The organism is Gaetbulibacter sp. M235 (assembly GCF_043876835.1).
In the GTDB taxonomy this organism is placed as follows: Bacteria; Bacteroidota; Bacteroidia; order Flavobacteriales; family Flavobacteriaceae; genus Yeosuana.
This window is the reverse complement of record NZ_JBAWJZ010000001.1, coordinates 398,125-412,575: the sequence shown is the minus strand read 5'-3', so window position 1 is coordinate 412,575 and position 14,451 is coordinate 398,125. Positions and strand designations below refer to the sequence as shown.

The 14,451-nt window shown below is 30.2% G+C and carries 16 protein-coding genes; 8 read left to right on the top strand and 8 right to left on the bottom strand.

What is annotated here, in order from left to right; all coding sequences use genetic code 11:
- Positions 1–57: 57 nt before the first annotated feature.
- From V8G69_RS01900 to V8G69_RS01870, 7 genes are all read left to right on the top strand, one after another.
- Positions 58–978 carry a helix-turn-helix transcriptional regulator gene (locus V8G69_RS01900; protein ID WP_394880016.1) on the top strand — a complete coding sequence of 307 codons (921 nt, stop codon included), beginning with the start codon at positions 58–60 and terminating at the stop codon, positions 976–978.
- 37 nt (positions 979–1,015) lie between these two features.
- Positions 1,016–1,168, top strand: coding sequence for a hypothetical protein (locus V8G69_RS01895; RefSeq protein ID WP_394880015.1), 153 nt, complete (start codon positions 1,016–1,018; stop codon positions 1,166–1,168).
- 93 nt (positions 1,169–1,261) lie between these two features.
- Positions 1,262–2,275 carry a ferrochelatase gene (gene hemH / locus V8G69_RS01890; RefSeq protein WP_394880014.1) on the top strand — a complete coding sequence of 338 codons (1,014 nt, stop codon included), beginning with the start codon at positions 1,262–1,264 and terminating at the stop codon, positions 2,273–2,275.
- 11 nt (positions 2,276–2,286) lie between these two features.
- Positions 2,287–3,630, top strand: a complete 1,344-nt coding sequence (locus tag V8G69_RS01885; protein ID WP_394880013.1) for an MATE family efflux transporter — start codon at positions 2,287–2,289, stop codon at positions 3,628–3,630.
- 33 nt (positions 3,631–3,663) lie between these two features.
- A complete protein-coding gene (locus V8G69_RS01880; protein ID WP_394880012.1) occupies positions 3,664–4,212 on the top strand; it encodes a CopD family protein in 549 nt (182 codons plus the stop codon).
- Between the two features lie 86 nt (positions 4,213–4,298).
- Complete coding sequence (locus tag V8G69_RS01875; RefSeq protein WP_394880011.1) at positions 4,299–5,771, top strand: ATP-binding protein; 1,473 nt, start codon at positions 4,299–4,301, stop codon at positions 5,769–5,771.
- Between the two features lie 22 nt (positions 5,772–5,793).
- Positions 5,794–6,576 carry an enoyl-CoA hydratase/isomerase family protein gene (locus V8G69_RS01870; RefSeq protein WP_394880177.1) on the top strand — a complete coding sequence of 261 codons (783 nt, stop codon included), beginning with the start codon at positions 5,794–5,796 and terminating at the stop codon, positions 6,574–6,576.
- Positions 6,577–6,914: 338 nt separating this feature from the next.
- On the opposite strand, the gene V8G69_RS01865 is transcribed toward V8G69_RS01870, so the two are convergent.
- Both V8G69_RS01865 and V8G69_RS01860 read right to left on the bottom strand, forming a co-directional pair.
- A complete protein-coding gene (locus V8G69_RS01865; RefSeq protein ID WP_394880010.1) occupies positions 6,915–7,508 on the bottom strand; it encodes a hypothetical protein in 594 nt (197 codons plus the stop codon).
- Positions 7,509–7,803: 295 nt separating this feature from the next.
- Entirely contained in the window at positions 7,804–8,409 is a 606-nt protein-coding gene (locus tag V8G69_RS01860) for a hypothetical protein (RefSeq protein ID WP_394880009.1), read from the bottom strand.
- Positions 8,410–8,606: 197 nt separating this feature from the next.
- Between V8G69_RS01860 and V8G69_RS01855 the strand changes: the two genes are divergently transcribed.
- A complete protein-coding gene (locus V8G69_RS01855) occupies positions 8,607–9,500 on the top strand; it encodes an AraC family transcriptional regulator (protein WP_394880008.1) in 894 nt (297 codons plus the stop codon).
- Positions 9,501–9,582: 82 nt separating this feature from the next.
- Here V8G69_RS01855 and V8G69_RS01850 read toward each other — a convergent pair whose 3' ends face one another.
- The 6 genes from V8G69_RS01850 to V8G69_RS01825 all read right to left on the bottom strand — a co-directional run bounded on the left by V8G69_RS01850 (position 9,583) and on the right by V8G69_RS01825 (position 14,413).
- Positions 9,583–10,887: a GDSL-type esterase/lipase family protein gene (locus V8G69_RS01850; protein ID WP_394880007.1), complete on the bottom strand. Its 1,305-nt coding sequence runs from the start codon at positions 10,885–10,887 to the stop codon at positions 9,583–9,585.
- Between the two features lie 146 nt (positions 10,888–11,033).
- A complete protein-coding gene (locus V8G69_RS01845; protein ID WP_394880006.1) occupies positions 11,034–11,684 on the bottom strand; it encodes an HD domain-containing protein in 651 nt (216 codons plus the stop codon).
- Positions 11,685–11,742: 58 nt separating this feature from the next.
- Positions 11,743–12,735 carry an acyl-ACP desaturase gene (locus V8G69_RS01840; protein ID WP_394880005.1) on the bottom strand — a complete coding sequence of 331 codons (993 nt, stop codon included), beginning with the start codon at positions 12,733–12,735 and terminating at the stop codon, positions 11,743–11,745.
- 9 nt (positions 12,736–12,744) lie between these two features.
- A complete protein-coding gene (locus tag V8G69_RS01835; RefSeq protein ID WP_394880004.1) occupies positions 12,745–13,482 on the bottom strand; it encodes a lysophospholipid acyltransferase family protein in 738 nt (245 codons plus the stop codon).
- Between the two features lie 21 nt (positions 13,483–13,503).
- The gene (locus tag V8G69_RS01830) at positions 13,504–13,899 is read right to left on the bottom strand and encodes a hypothetical protein (RefSeq protein ID WP_394880002.1); all 396 of its coding nucleotides are present in this window, start codon (positions 13,897–13,899) and stop codon (positions 13,504–13,506) included.
- Between the two features lie 103 nt (positions 13,900–14,002).
- Positions 14,003–14,413, bottom strand: a complete 411-nt coding sequence (locus V8G69_RS01825) for a BrxA/BrxB family bacilliredoxin (protein WP_394880000.1) — start codon at positions 14,411–14,413, stop codon at positions 14,003–14,005.
- Between the last annotated feature and the right edge of the window lie 38 nt (positions 14,414–14,451).

The window sequence follows — 14,451 nt, the reverse complement described above, 5'->3', positions numbered from 1 at the left end:
ATGATATTTATCATATTTTTACCCTAAAATCAATGATTTTAAAAACAATAAATTAGAATGAATCTAAATAATATTAATAATATTGGTTCTCAATCAGACAAAAAAAATGTCGCTGAAAGGTATTTTGATGAAACATATATTGATGATCATTTTTTGGTTTTAAGCTATAAAAATGAAGAAGATAGACCAGTTAATTTGCGACGTGAAGTTCATAATGATTGTTTGCAGTTTCATTTTAGTTTAAAAGGTTCAAGTAAATTCATTTTTAATGAAGGAACTTACACATTAAACATACTTGAAGAAAATTCTTTGCTATTATATAACCCTCAACGGAGTTTGCCTATTAATATTGAAATAAATCCAAATTCCTGGATTGTTTCGGTTTTAATTTCAATCAAGAAATTCCACGCCTTATTTTCACAAGAGGCTGATTATATTTCTTTCCTAAATGAAGATAATAGAGATAAAAAGTATTATAAAGATGGAGAGATCTCTCCATCAATGGCAATAGTTTTAAATCAGTTAATAAACTACAACCTAAACCATTCAATAAAGCACTTGTATTTTAAAGGAAAAGCTTATGAAATTTTGAGTTTGTATTTTAACAGAAATGAAGAAGCCGATATTGAGCAATGTCCTTTTTTAGTTGATGAAACAAATGTGATTAAATTAAGAAAAGCTAAAGATATTATTATTTCTCAAATGGCAGAACCACCTAGTTTGCAAGAGTTAGCCGATGATATTGGTTTAAGTTTAAAAAAATTAAAAGAAGGATTTAAACAGATATATGGTAATACCGTTTTTGGTTTTTTAGTTGATTATAAAATGGAAGTTGCCAGAAAAATGTTAGAATCTGGGGACGATAATGTCAATGAAGTTGGTCTAAAAGTAGGCTACAGTACATCTAGTCATTTTATTGCAGCTTTTAAAAAAAAATATGGAACAACTCCTAAAAAATACATTTCTTCTTTGAATTAGAATTGAGAACTTACAATAATTTATAAAACGGTATGATATGAATTACTTAACTCCAGAAATTGAAGCTTTATCAAAAAATTTAAATGTTAAATCTTTAGTTCGCCCAACAATTTCATGTGGCATTTTTCAGGATTGTGAGCATAACCAAGAAAACTCAAATTTATATTCACAAAATAAAACAGAAAAATGAGAGTTGATTTTTAATTCAATAACTTGGTTCAATTCTATAAAAATATTTAAAACCTTTAAATAAATTACTCCTTACCTTAGCAAAAAATTTATAATGAAAAAAGGAATTCTTTTAGTAAATCTTGGTTCTCCCGAAAGCACAGATCCCAAAGACGTGAAAAAATATTTAGGTGAATTTTTAATGGACGAACGTGTTATAGATGTGCCTTTATGGGCAAGAACTTTGCTTGTAAAAGGTATAATTTTAAACACTCGCCCAAAAGCTTCTGCCGCAGCTTATAAAAGGATTTGGTGGGAAGAAGGCTCTCCTCTTATTGTTTTATCTGAAAGATTGCAAGCTAAAGTTCAAAAACAAGTTGATATTCCTGTTGGCTTGGCCATGCGTTACGGAAGCATGTCTATACATAAGGGGCTCCAGAAATTGGTAAATAAAGGAGTTGAACACATCCTTATGATACCTTTGTATCCACAATTTGCAATGGCAACTACTGAAACGATTAATGTTTTAGCTTATGACATTCAAAAAGAACATTTTCCTAATCTAAAAATAGAATCTTTACCAGCTTTTTATAACGATCCAGAATATATTGAAGTGCTTTCAAATTCAATAAAAGCTCATTTAGAAGGGAAGAATTATGAGCATTTATTATTTTCATATCACGGTGTTCCGGAAAGACATATTAGAAAAAGTGATGTAACAAAATCGCATTGTAAAATAGATGGAAGTTGTTGCGTTACACCTTCAAAAGCACACGAGTTTTGTTACAAACACCAATGTTTAGAGGTGACAAGAATGGTAGGAGAAAAATTAAACCTTAAAGAGGGAACTTTTTCAACATCTTTTCAATCACGTTTAGGTTTCGATCCATGGTTGCAACCTTATACAGACAGAACCATAGAGCGATTAGGAAAACAAGGTATTAAAAATATGGCAATTGTAACACCTGCATTTGTTAGCGATTGTTTAGAAACTTTAGAAGAAATAGCTATGGAAGGACAAGAAATATTTCATGAAATGGGAGGTAGTGAATTCACAACCATTCCCTGTTTAAATGATGATGATTCTTGGGTTAACTTATTAGCAAAATGGATTAAAAACTGGGCTTAAGCCATAAAAATATGGCAAAAATATCTTCGAAAGATTTAGGGCTACAACCAATCAATAAATTACTTATAAAACAAGCAGTACCTGCATCTATTGGAATATTAGTGATGTCACTTAATATTTTAGTAGATACCATTTTTGTTGGAAATTGGATTGGCTCAATTGCTATTGCAGCCATTAACGTTGTGCTTCCTGTTTCCTTTTTTATTGCCGCTTTAGGTATGTCAATTGGTATTGGTGGGTCATCAATAATTTCAAGAGCGCTTGGAGCTTCAAACAAGGAAAAAGCTTTAAAAACACTTGGCAATCAAATATCACTTACATTATTGCTAACCATAACCTTGGTGGTTTTAGGTTTATTGTTTGCAGACAATATCATAGTATCTTTTGGTGGAAAAGGCGCCATGTTTGTTCCTGCTAAAATATATTATACCATTGTACTTTATGGTGTTCCTTTTTTAGCACTTTGCATGATGGGAAACACCGTTATTAGAGCAGAAGGCAAACCAAAATTTGCAATGTACGCTATGATGATACCATCAATTGGTAATTTAATTCTAGATTATATTTTTATTAATGTGCTAGACTTAGGAATGGAAGGAGCAGCTTGGGCAACATCTATTTCATATGTTTTTTGTTTTGCGTACATATTTTGGTTTTTCTCATCAAAACATTCTGAATTAAAAATAAACCTGTCTCATTTTGGGTTAAATCCAAAACTAGTATACGAAATTGGTTCCCTTGGTTTTGTGACATTAGCTAGACAAGCTGTGGTGAGTATCACCTATTTGTTTATGAATAATATTTTGTATGATTTGGGTGGAGAAACATCGGTAACTTCATATGCAATTGTTGGAAGAATGCTCATGTTTGCTATGTTTCCCGTTTTAGGTTTAACGCAAGGGTTTTTACCAATAGCTGGGTTTAATTATGGAGCTCAAAATTATGCAAGAGTAAGAGAAACCATCAATACTGCTATAAAGTATGCAATGATTATGGCTACTTTAGTTTTTATTTTATTAATGGTTTTTCCTGAAGAGATTACCAGAATGTTTACCTCAGATATGAATGTTATTAATCAAACACCTAACGATATGCGTTGGGTATTTGCCGCTACTCCAATAATAGCGATTCAACTTATAGGTGCTGCGTATTTTCAAGCTATTGGGAAAGCAACTCCTGCTTTGCTTTTAACATTGTTGAGACAAGGTCTGTTCTTTATTCCTTTAATTTTAATTTTGCCCAAGTTTTATGGTGAGCTAGGAGTTTGGATGTCTTTTCCTATTTCAGATGTGCTTTCTACTATTGTTACAGCTTACTTATTAAACAAGGAAATTAGAAAAGATTTAATTCAATAATGATTATTTTTATCTCATTAAAGAGTTTTTAAAATGGAATTTTACAATTATATAAAATCGTTTCATCTTATTTTCGTCATTACCTGGTTTGCAGGATTATTTTATATTCCTCGACTATTTGTGTATCAAATAGAATCTTTTCATAAACCATCTCCCGAAAAAGAAATTTTAGGCAAACAACTTAAGTTAATGGCAAAGCGTTTATGGTTTATTATTACATGGCCTTCGGCAATACTTGCTACTATTTTTGCTGTTTGGTTACTTATTTTACAACCTTATTGGCTGGAACAACCTTGGATGCATGTAAAATTGTTATTTGTAATTCTTCTTATAATGTATCATCTTAAAACGCATCAATACTATAAACAGTTACAAAATGATGACATTAAAAAAACATCCAGTTTTATGCGTATCTGGAATGAAGGAGCCACTTTTATACTTTTTGCGGTTGTTTTTTTAGTAATTCTAAAAAATGCCATTAATTGGATTTATGGAATTGTAGGTTTAGCTGTGTTGGGAATACTCATTATGTTAGGGTTTAAAGTTTATAAGAATATTAGAACAAAAAATCCTGATGCCTAAGAAATAGGATTGGTTCAATTATTGCTATATTTATTAATCTTAAAAACATTGAATAGTTTGATGTTTTTGATTCAAAATATCAGTGCATGAATTTAAAACGATTGTCTTTACGAACACGTATTTTTATAGGAATGATACTATTGGTTCTTTTGGCGTCTGTACTAATAGCATCTGTGGCAATTTATCAATACAAGGAAGAAACCAAAGATTATCACATACAAAGACTTGAACGTAAAGAAAAAGCCATACTAAGCCATATAAATTTTGTTTTAAGAGAAACGTCATACCCTGTTACAACAGAAAAAATTCCGTTAATATTTAAAGACGAAATTTATGAAATTGCCGAAGTCCATTCGCTGCAGTTAAATTTATACGACCTTGATGGAACACTTTTAAAAACATCAAGAGCGACCCTTACTTTAGACACCATTCAGGTTTGTATAAGACCAGAAATTTTAAACGAATTATCTAATAAAGTTTCAGACCAAGGTGAGCATAAGTATATTGAGAAAAGTGTTGTAAATGGTGAAACTTTTCAATCCTCATATTCATATATAACCGATCAAAAATCTAAACCATTAGCCATATTAAATCTGCCTTATTTAGAAAATGATGAGTTTCTTTCTAAAGAGCTAAATGAATTTTTACTCCGGTTATTATATGCCTATTCATTTGTATTGCTTATGGCCGTTGCGATTGCTTTTATTTTATCAAAGTATATTACAAAATCATTAAAAACCATAAGCGATAAAATTATTACTACACGCTTGGAAAAAAGTAATGAACGTATTGAAATTGGAGATACTAGTGAAGAAATTTCCAGTTTGGTTAATTCTTACAATAGTATGATTGATGAATTAAGGGATAGCGCCGTAAAATTAGCTACTTCTGAACGTGAACAGGCATGGCGTGAAATGGCAAAACAAGTAGCCCATGAAATTAAAAACCCACTGACACCAATGCGTTTAACGGTTCAAAATTTTCAACGAAAATTTGATCCAACAGATGAGAATATTAACAAGAAGGTTGATGAATACAGTAAAACCTTGATTCAGCAAATTGATACGATGAGCTCAATAGCTTCAGCCTTTTCAAACTTTGCAAAAATGCCTGCACAACAAAATGAAACTTTAAATGTTGTTAAGGTGGTGAAACTTGCTTTAGAGATTTTTAATGAAGATTATATTATATTTTCATCCGATTCCGAAGAAATCATAGCAAAATTTGATAGAACTCAGCTTATACGTGTAGTTACCAATTTGGTTAAAAATGGAATTCAGGCAATTCCTGAAGACAGAGACCCTAAAATTACAGTAAATGTGAAGTCGCTAGATAATAATGTTGTAATCACGGTATCTGACAATGGTTCTGGAGTTTCAGAAGAGAATAAATTTAAAGTGTTTGAACCTAAATTTACTACCAAGACAAGTGGAATGGGACTTGGTTTGGCTATGGTAAAAAATATAGTAGAAATGCAAAAAGGAACGATTTCTTTTGTTTCTGAAACAGATAAAGGAACAACTTTTAAAGTTACTATTCCTAAAGAACAACTTTTTTAAAACTTAAAATTCAGTAATCATGATTCATTATGAAAATATCTTAATATCAAATCATAACGATTTTTCAATTATTACCATAAACCGTCCTACTAAATTAAATGCTTTAAATAAAGCAACTATTAAAGAACTGCATCAAGCATTTAAAGAAGCCGATGAAGATTCAAGTATTAAAGTTATTATTGTAATCGGAAGTGGCGAAAAAGCATTTGTTGCAGGAGCAGATATTAGTGAATTTGCTAACTTTTCTGTTGAAGAAGGTGGGAAATTAGCAGCAAAAGGGCAAAAATTGCTATTTGATTTTATTGAAAACCTGTCAACACCAGTTATTGCTGCTGTTAATGGCTTTGCTCTTGGCGGTGGTTTAGAATTAGCTATGGCTTGTCATTTTAGGGTTGCAAGTGATAATGCTAAAATGGGTTTGCCAGAAGTATCGCTTGGCCTTATTCCTGGTTACGGTGGCACCCAAAGATTACCAAATTTAGTAGGTAAAGGGCGCGCCATGGAAATGATTATGACGGCTGGTATGATAGATGCTAAACAAGCCTTGTCCTATGGTTTGGTAAATCATGTTACACCTCAAGAAGAGTTATTGCCATTTTGTGAAAAATTGGCACAAAAAATATCTCGAAATTCTTCTGTAGCGATTTCTGCTGCTATTAAGGCTATTAATGCTAATTTTATTGATGGCGTTAATGGTTTTGAAGTTGAAATTGAAGAATTTGGAAACTGTTTTGGAACAGAAGATTTTGTTGAAGGCACTACCGCTTTTTTACAAAAAAGAAAAGCAGATTTCCCAGGAAAATAGACTTTTAATTTGGTGCAAAAAAAAAGTGAGTATGGGCTACTCACTTTTTCTAACAAACTAAACTAATTAATACATCATTTATATTTGATGCGTTTTTTATCAACTAAAAAATTCTTTGTAAAAGTAATAGCGTTTTGCTTTATTTAAAACATCAATATTGACGTATTTCTATGCTATTTTAACACTGTTAAAAAATTTAACAAATTATTTTTTAACAAATAACATATATTTCAATGTTTTTAAAATATTGATATTAAATTAAAAAGGTGAGATTAAAACATTAATACTCGCCTTTTAACAAACTAAACTAAACTAAATTTTTAAAACTATAATGTTATTTATAGTGTGATATATTCATAATATTCTCTTCCATTTGAGTTTAAAACTATTGTATAATCTCCTTTATAATTTGACGATAGTTTATATACTTTTTGAATACTTTTTGTGTCTTTAATTTTTTCTGAATAAATTAACTCAGATGTGTCTTTGTAATATATTTTAATATCTAATGGCTCATTATTTAATGCTAATTTAGAAACATATAAATAATTACCTTTTGCAGTAACATATGGTTTGTGGATTGTTGTTTCATTTTCACTAAATAAAACCTTATTTGATTCTACTGTAAAAGGATAGAATTTAATTTCTAAATCTTTTTCAAGTTCAAATACATAAGAACCATTTGGCAAAGCTGTTAAATCGAAACCTTTTGAATAATCTCCAGAGTCTTTAATATACTCTTTGTAAAGAATAATACCATTCAAATCTTTAATCAATAATTGATTTCCAGATTTTACATCTTTTATACTGAAAGTTGTTTTATTTTCATTTTTAGGATTGTTACTTAATCCATTGTTTGCATTACTATACATTGCAGCAAGCATTACTGCAGATAATATTATTTTTCTTAATGTTGTTTTTCTATTTTTCATGATTTGGTTTTTTCATAACGTTTTATAGTGCAAATGTATATCTGATATGGAGCTAATAAAACAACAATTTTGGCTAATTTATATGCTATATTATCACTATGACATATGTTAATTTAATGTTAAGTTAATTTAGCATAGACGTGAGTTAAAAAAATATATGTTTTTTGAAACCTGATTTTTCTTTGTAACACATTAAGAAAGTTATTTTGAATATTAACACAGCTCTATAATTGAGTTTAATACAAAAAAAGAGAGCCACACATTTGTGGCTCTCTTTAACAACTTGTTTTTTTGCTTAAAGATTAAATCGCTCGTAGTAAGTTCTATTGTTAGAAGTCAAAACAACTCTGTAGTTTCCGGTAGCATGTTTCAAAAGCTTATAAGCTTTTCCTATAGTTTTAACATCTTTAATAGTTTCCGAATAAATTAAACTTTCATTGCTATCATTACCATCATAATATATTTTAATATCTAATGGCTCACCATTTAATGCTAATTTATTGATGTATATGTAATTATTTTTCTTAAATACATATGGTTTGTAAATGGTTGTTTCTTTTTCTTTAATAAAATTTACTTTATTTGATGCAACTTTGAAAGGAATGGTTTTAATTTCCATATCTTTTTCTAATTGAAACACATAATCTCCATTTGGAAGCTCGGTCAAATCAAAAGATTTTGAATATAAACCGGATTGTTTTATTAATTCTTTATATAATATAAATCCGTTTAAATCTTTTATTATTAAACTTTGACCTTCACTTACATCATTAATGGTAACAATCGTTTTTGCAATTTCTTTTTCTTTTTTAGGAATAAAAGAAGAACCTACATTGGCATTACTTAATAAGGCAGTACACATAACTACCATTATTACACTCTTGTTAATTACTTTTTTCATGACTTGGTTTTTAACGTTCAACAAAGCTAAATTATGGTATATTTATGTGTGAAAAAACAACCATCTTGCTCAATTTGTGTGTTATATTAACTGTTAAACAATAGTTAATAAAATGTTAAGTTAAAATAGCATATGTTTTAGTTAATAGAACACAATGTTTCAGAAATTTATGTTATATCTTTGTAAAAAAATTAATTATGCTTAACAAGAAACCTACATTTGAAAAAGTTAGCCCTAGCTTTGGTAGTTCTTTATTAGTAAAACAACATACAGAAAAGAGGGAAAACAATTGCGCCTTTTGGCATTTTCACCCAGAGATTGAACTGGTTTATGTAAACAAAGGCAAAGGAAAAAGACATATTGGAAATCATCTATCATATTTTAATAACAGTCAGCTTATATTGTTGGGATCAAATCTCCCACACAATGGATTTACAGATAGGCTTACCGCTAATGGTACAGAAACTGTAGTACAGTTTAAACCAGATTTTTTAGGAGAAGGCTTTTTTAATGCTCCAGAAATGAGCAGAATAGCCTCGCTATTTGAAAGAGCAAAAAAAGGAATTCTTTATAGACCAGAAGCCAAAAAGATTGTTGGCCCAAAAATTGAAAGCTTACCTGAACTTGAAGGATTTGAAAGAATTTTAAAACTTCTTGAAGTTTTAAATGATTTAGCAGAGTCTGAAGACTATACGTTGTTAAATGCTGATGGATTTGCATTTGAAACAAAACCACAGGACAGCTCTAAAATTGATGTTATATTTAAGTTTGTTAACAATAACTTTCAAAATCATATTAGTTTAGATGAAATTGCTGATAAGGTAAGTATGACAGTTCCTGCTTTTTGTAGATTCTTTAAAAAAGCAACTGGAAAAACCTTTACCGAGTTAGTAAACGAATACAGAGTTGTTCATGCAACCAAGTTATTAAACGAAAGCCAGTTAAGTATTGCTGATATTTGTTTTGAGTGTGGTTTTAATAACTTTTCTCATTTCAACAAGCAGTTTAATGATATAACAGGTAAAAGTGCTTCTAACTACAGAAAAGAGATTAAAAAGATTATAGAACAGCCTTTATTAGCTGCAGGTTAATTAAGCCCGTTCCATTCTTTATAAAATTGTTTTAGAAAGGTTTCCATATAATTATGCCTTTCTAAAGCTATTTTATGGGCTGTTATTTTAATATTAGTTTTACTCTTTTTTGAATGATATTATTATCAGTTTTAAAAGTAAATATCCCAAATATAAGTTGATTGTGAGATTCTATTTCTTTTAATCCAATAGGAACATTATTGTTTCCAGTTTTAAAAGTAAAATTCATATTCTTTTGTGTTATTCTTCTGCCTAAAACATCATAAAATTCAGCCTTTAATTCCCCTGAAAAATTTGTGTTAAAATTTAGAAAAATGAAATCCTTATAAGGATTTGGGAAGATATGAAGCTCAAAGTCAGCATTAATAACTGTTTTGGTTAGATTTAATGTTCCTCCTGGACAGGTAAATTCTTCGATATTTTTATTTAGCACCCGATTAAATAGAATATTATGACCAACATTGTTTAAGTGTATACCATCACCAAAGTCTAAATTACTAAGAATTTTTCCATTTACATCCGCTATATCGTTCCAAAAATCAATTGCTTTATCAGTATATATTGAAAATATCTCATCTCTAACATCTATTTGAGTTTGGATCTTAGAAGGAGTTGAAAAATTTCTAGGTTGTGGTGTTGCTATCCACATTTGAACTGAATTATCTGTTGAAACAGAATTTAATGTAGCATAATTTTCTAATTGGCTAGTTATTGAATAACCATTGGCAGTATCATTTGAAGGCATGTTAACTATAATAGCCGTAGGATTATAAGTTAATGCCTTGGTTATATTTCTATTTTCGTCTATAGTTTCAACCACCCCATCAGGTAATGTTGTTCCTGTTGGTAAAATTTGATACGTTGTAAACCCAGGATAACCCAAATTAATAACATTAAGTTTTGTGTTTTTTTGGAATAAAGCAGAACTATATAAATTTACCCAAGAATTTTCTATTGGAGTTGCACCAGTGCCGTATGCTGTAGATGAGCCCAAAACTACAATAGTACAAGAAGAAGTGTCATCTGAGATTTCAAAAACAGCATTACTTACATCATCAATTGCATCAGATTTTGCACGCACTAAACACTGTAAGGAAATAGTATTAGGAATAGACCATTGATAGCTTTTGGAAGTATTGGAAACTGTAGCAATTGGAAGCCAAGAACTGCCATTATTTATTGAATACTCTAAAACAACATCTGAAGTTAAATTGGCACTTTCCCAAGTTATTGAGGGAGTTTTTCCAACTTGCCAAAATTCATTTCCATTTGGTGATCCAATGTTTAAAAAGGGTGTTGTTTCTGGTTGAGCAAATAAGAAAGAGGAAAATGAATTTATTAAAATTAGAAATCCAAAGACAATTTTGTAGGTTAATTTATAAGTCATTAAGTAATTTTAAGATAACGTATAATTTTTTTGCTAAATTATTAAAAGCATATATTTAAACATGGTTTTAACGATTAACAGCACTTTTATTTATATGAGACAATTTTTTTATAAGGATTATGCTTTAATAATCAGCTTAGTAACTTCTAGATATCCCATTCTTTATAAAATTGTTTTAGAAAGGTTTCCATATAATTATGCCTTTCTAAAGCTATTTTGTATGCTGTTTTAGTATTCATTTTATCTTTTAATAACAACAATTTTTCATAAAAATGATTAATTGTTGGAGCATTTGAAGACTTATACTCGTCCTTGGTCATGTTAAGGTTTGGTTGAATATCTGGATTGTATAATTGACGATTTTTAAAACCACCGTAATTAAAACAACGAGCAATGCCAATAGCGCCAATGGCATCCAATCTGTCTGCATCTTGAACGACGTCTAATTCTATCGATTTAAATTTTTGGGCTTCATTGCCACCTTTAAAGGAAATGTTTTCAATAATTTTTATAACATGTTCAATAATAGTAGAATCTACATTCAATTTAAATAAGAATTTTCTAGCAATTTTAGGGCCTTTGGTTTCATCTCCATCATGAAATTTACTATCGGCAATATCATGTAACAAAGCCCCAAGAGATACTACCAAGCCATCAACATTTTCAGTTTTAGAAATTAATAGGGCATTTTTATAAACTCTCTCAATATGAAACCAGTCATGCCCGCCTTCAGCATTGGTTAATTGCTCTTTTACAAAAGCAATGGTTTTGGTAATTTGTTCTTCTTTAGTTAGCATCTTTAAAAATAAAAATTCCTCTTGAAACAAAAGGAATTTAATATATTATTTAAAAAAATTATAGCTTTAAAGTTGCAGGTTCAACCCATTTAAATTGAAATGAATTTTCAGGGATTTTCATTCTATCTGCCAATCTCAACATTCTTTCTGGAAGTTTCATTAAGTATTCTCTTGCTTTTTCAGCTTCATCAGTAAGATTGGTGATTTTGTCAATTTCCCAACGAGCAATTAGTTTTTCAAGGATTTCAATATAATCTCTTGATGTGTAAACACCTATACGTTGAGCTGTATTTGAAAACTCTTCAAAAGCCGTACTTATTTTGTCTCCAGATTCTCTTAAAAAATGAGCAGGCATGGTGATTTTTTGTTTCATCATATATTGAAAAGCCATCATCATTTGGCTAGGATCTACTTTAAAAATTCGTTCAACAAACTCAGAATACGCATTATGATGTCTCATTTCATCACCAGAAATAATTTTACACATTTTACCTAACTGTTTGTTGCCACTTTTTGTTGCAATTTTAGCCACCCTATTATGTGATATATAGGTTGCTAATTCTTGAAAACTGGTATATACAAAGTTTTTGTATGGATCTCTATCTGTACCTATATCAAAACCATCAGCAATAAGATACTGTGTTGTTTTTTCGATTTCCTTCATATTCACTCTGCCTGATAGGTATAAATATTTATTAAGCACATCACCATGTCTGTTTTCTTCCGCAGTCCAATGTCTCATCCATTTAGACCAACCATTGCGCTCTACTTGTTCAACACCTTCAACATCCATTAACCACGATTCATAGGTAGGAAGTGCTTCTTCTGTAATCATATCTCCAACTAAAACCACCCAAAAGTCATAAGGTAATTCTTTTGATAATTCTCTTATTTCTTTGACTTCTTCAAAAAAATTATGTCCTTCAGAATTTGGTAAAAAATCTGTTGGTTGCCATATTTTTTCTATTGGAATCAGATATTTCTCTATTAAAGCTTCAACGTCTTTTTCCAAAAACTGCATCACTTCTAATCTCACATTTTTTAAAGACATAGTTATTTTTTAAGGTTGTATATCATTTTTTATAGTAGTCTCTATAGTTTTAATAAGAGCTTCTTTATCTGCAAAGGTAGACAATTTTAAAGGGGAATGTACTTTAAAAGTGATGTGGGTTCCTATTCCCATAGGAAATTTTCCGTAACGAACTGTTTTCCAAGAGTCATTAATTGATATAGGAACAATTAAAGCCGATGGAATTTTTTTGAATAAAATCTCCAATCCTTTAGTTTGAAATTCTTTTGGAACACCATTTTTACTTCTGGTTCCTTCGGGAAAAATAACAGCAGAACGTTTGGTTTCCTCAATATACTCACCAAACTTCATAAGAGCAGGCAATGATTGCCTTGGATTTTTTCTATCAATTAATGCAGCACCACCATGACGTAAATTATAAGATACACTAGGAATGCCTTTACCTAATTCTATCTTGCTAATAAACTTTGGGTGATGTTTACGCATATACCAGGTAATAGGATAGATGTCGTGTAAACTTTGATGGTTAGCAACAATTATTAAAGGCTGATTGGTATCAATTTTATGTGGATTGATAAATGAAAACCTAGTTCCTAAAATAGTACCACAACACATCAAGCAGAACTGTAAGGCATCAACACTTTTTTTATGAGCTTGATAACCAAAAACATTAAAACAAAACCATTGTATAGGATGGAATATTAATAATGTTATTAAAAAGAACAAATAATAAATTACTGTTAAAGGGTATGACAAAAGTTTAAGCATGCCCCAAAAATAAGTAAAAACTTAGTTTTGATAAACAGGAATACAGGTGTTATTTTCGCATTTAGTAGAAGATGGTGGATTTACGTAAGAACAATCAGAAAAAATGGTGTATTTAATATTAAAAGCAGCTTCTTTTTGGTTGTATTGTTCTACTAATTTTTCAAGTTTATTTTCATCAATAGAAGTAGAGTATACCAAATAACTCCAAGGTCCACCACAAGGTTTACTGCCAAAAGCAATAAATTTGCATTCTGTGTTTTCGTTACAAACCGATTGGGATGCTAAATCATTAATAGTTTGTTTTAAAGTAACCAATTCTTGAAGTTCTTGTTCTTTCGTTAGTTTTGAATCATCTTCACACTGAAACAACATAAAAAGGAGACTAATAGTAAATAAAGTTAAAAAAATCTTTTTCATGATTTAGCGTTTATTGTTAGATGATTTGATGCTAAAAAGGTTGCGTTATAAAATAAAAAACCATGACTTAGTCATGGTTTAATTTTTTTAAACTATAATGCTTTTAACAATATTCATTGTAAGCATCCATAAGGTTTTCAGCGATTATTTCAGCTGGTCTTCCTTCGATATGGTGACGCTCTAGCATGTGCACCAATTCACCATCTTTAAATAATGCCATACTTGGTGAACTTGGAGGAAACGGAACCATGTGTTGTCTTGCTTTATCAACAGCTTCTCTGTCAACACCAGCAAAAACGGTTACTATATGGTCAGGTTTTTTAGCGTTTTGTAAACTCATTCTAGCTCCTGGACGCGCATTTGCCGCTGCACAACCACAAACCGAGTTAACAACAACTAAAGTTGTTCCTTCTTTTGCTAAGGCTGCATCAACAGCTTCTGCTGTATGTAATTCTTCAAACCCAACCTTGGTTAAATCTTCACGCATTGGTTTTACTAATTCTGCTGGATACATATTTTTAAATGTTTTAAATTAACTTAATGTGATTGCAA

Excerpts from the sequence above, each read along its gene's own strand:
- V8G69_RS01900 (WP_394880016.1), top strand. The coding sequence starts at position 58 with ATGAATCTAAATAATATTAATAATATTGGTTCTCAATCAGACAAAAAA.
- V8G69_RS01895 (WP_394880015.1), top strand. The coding sequence starts at position 1,016 with ATGAATTACTTAACTCCAGAAATTGAAGCTTTATCAAAAAATTTAAAT.
- hemH (WP_394880014.1), top strand. The coding sequence starts at position 1,262 with ATGAAAAAAGGAATTCTTTTAGTAAATCTTGGTTCTCCCGAAAGCACA.
- V8G69_RS01885 (WP_394880013.1), top strand. The coding sequence starts at position 2,287 with ATGGCAAAAATATCTTCGAAAGATTTAGGGCTACAACCAATCAATAAA.
- V8G69_RS01880 (WP_394880012.1), top strand. The coding sequence starts at position 3,664 with ATGGAATTTTACAATTATATAAAATCGTTTCATCTTATTTTCGTCATT.
- V8G69_RS01875 (WP_394880011.1), top strand. The coding sequence starts at position 4,299 with ATGAATTTAAAACGATTGTCTTTACGAACACGTATTTTTATAGGAATG.
- V8G69_RS01865 (WP_394880010.1), bottom strand. The coding sequence starts at position 7,508 with ATGAAAAATAGAAAAACAACATTAAGAAAAATAATATTATCTGCAGTA.
- V8G69_RS01860 (WP_394880009.1), bottom strand. The coding sequence starts at position 8,409 with ATGAAAAAAGTAATTAACAAGAGTGTAATAATGGTAGTTATGTGTACT.
- V8G69_RS01855 (WP_394880008.1), top strand. The coding sequence starts at position 8,607 with ATGCTTAACAAGAAACCTACATTTGAAAAAGTTAGCCCTAGCTTTGGT.
- V8G69_RS01850 (WP_394880007.1), bottom strand. The coding sequence starts at position 10,887 with ATGACTTATAAATTAACCTACAAAATTGTCTTTGGATTTCTAATTTTA.
- V8G69_RS01845 (WP_394880006.1), bottom strand. The coding sequence starts at position 11,684 with ATGCTAACTAAAGAAGAACAAATTACCAAAACCATTGCTTTTGTAAAA.
- V8G69_RS01840 (WP_394880005.1), bottom strand. The coding sequence starts at position 12,735 with ATGTCTTTAAAAAATGTGAGATTAGAAGTGATGCAGTTTTTGGAAAAA.
- V8G69_RS01835 (WP_394880004.1), bottom strand. The coding sequence starts at position 13,482 with ATGCTTAAACTTTTGTCATACCCTTTAACAGTAATTTATTATTTGTTC.
- V8G69_RS01830 (WP_394880002.1), bottom strand. The coding sequence starts at position 13,899 with ATGAAAAAGATTTTTTTAACTTTATTTACTATTAGTCTCCTTTTTATG.
- V8G69_RS01825 (WP_394880000.1), bottom strand. The coding sequence starts at position 14,413 with ATGTATCCAGCAGAATTAGTAAAACCAATGCGTGAAGATTTAACCAAG.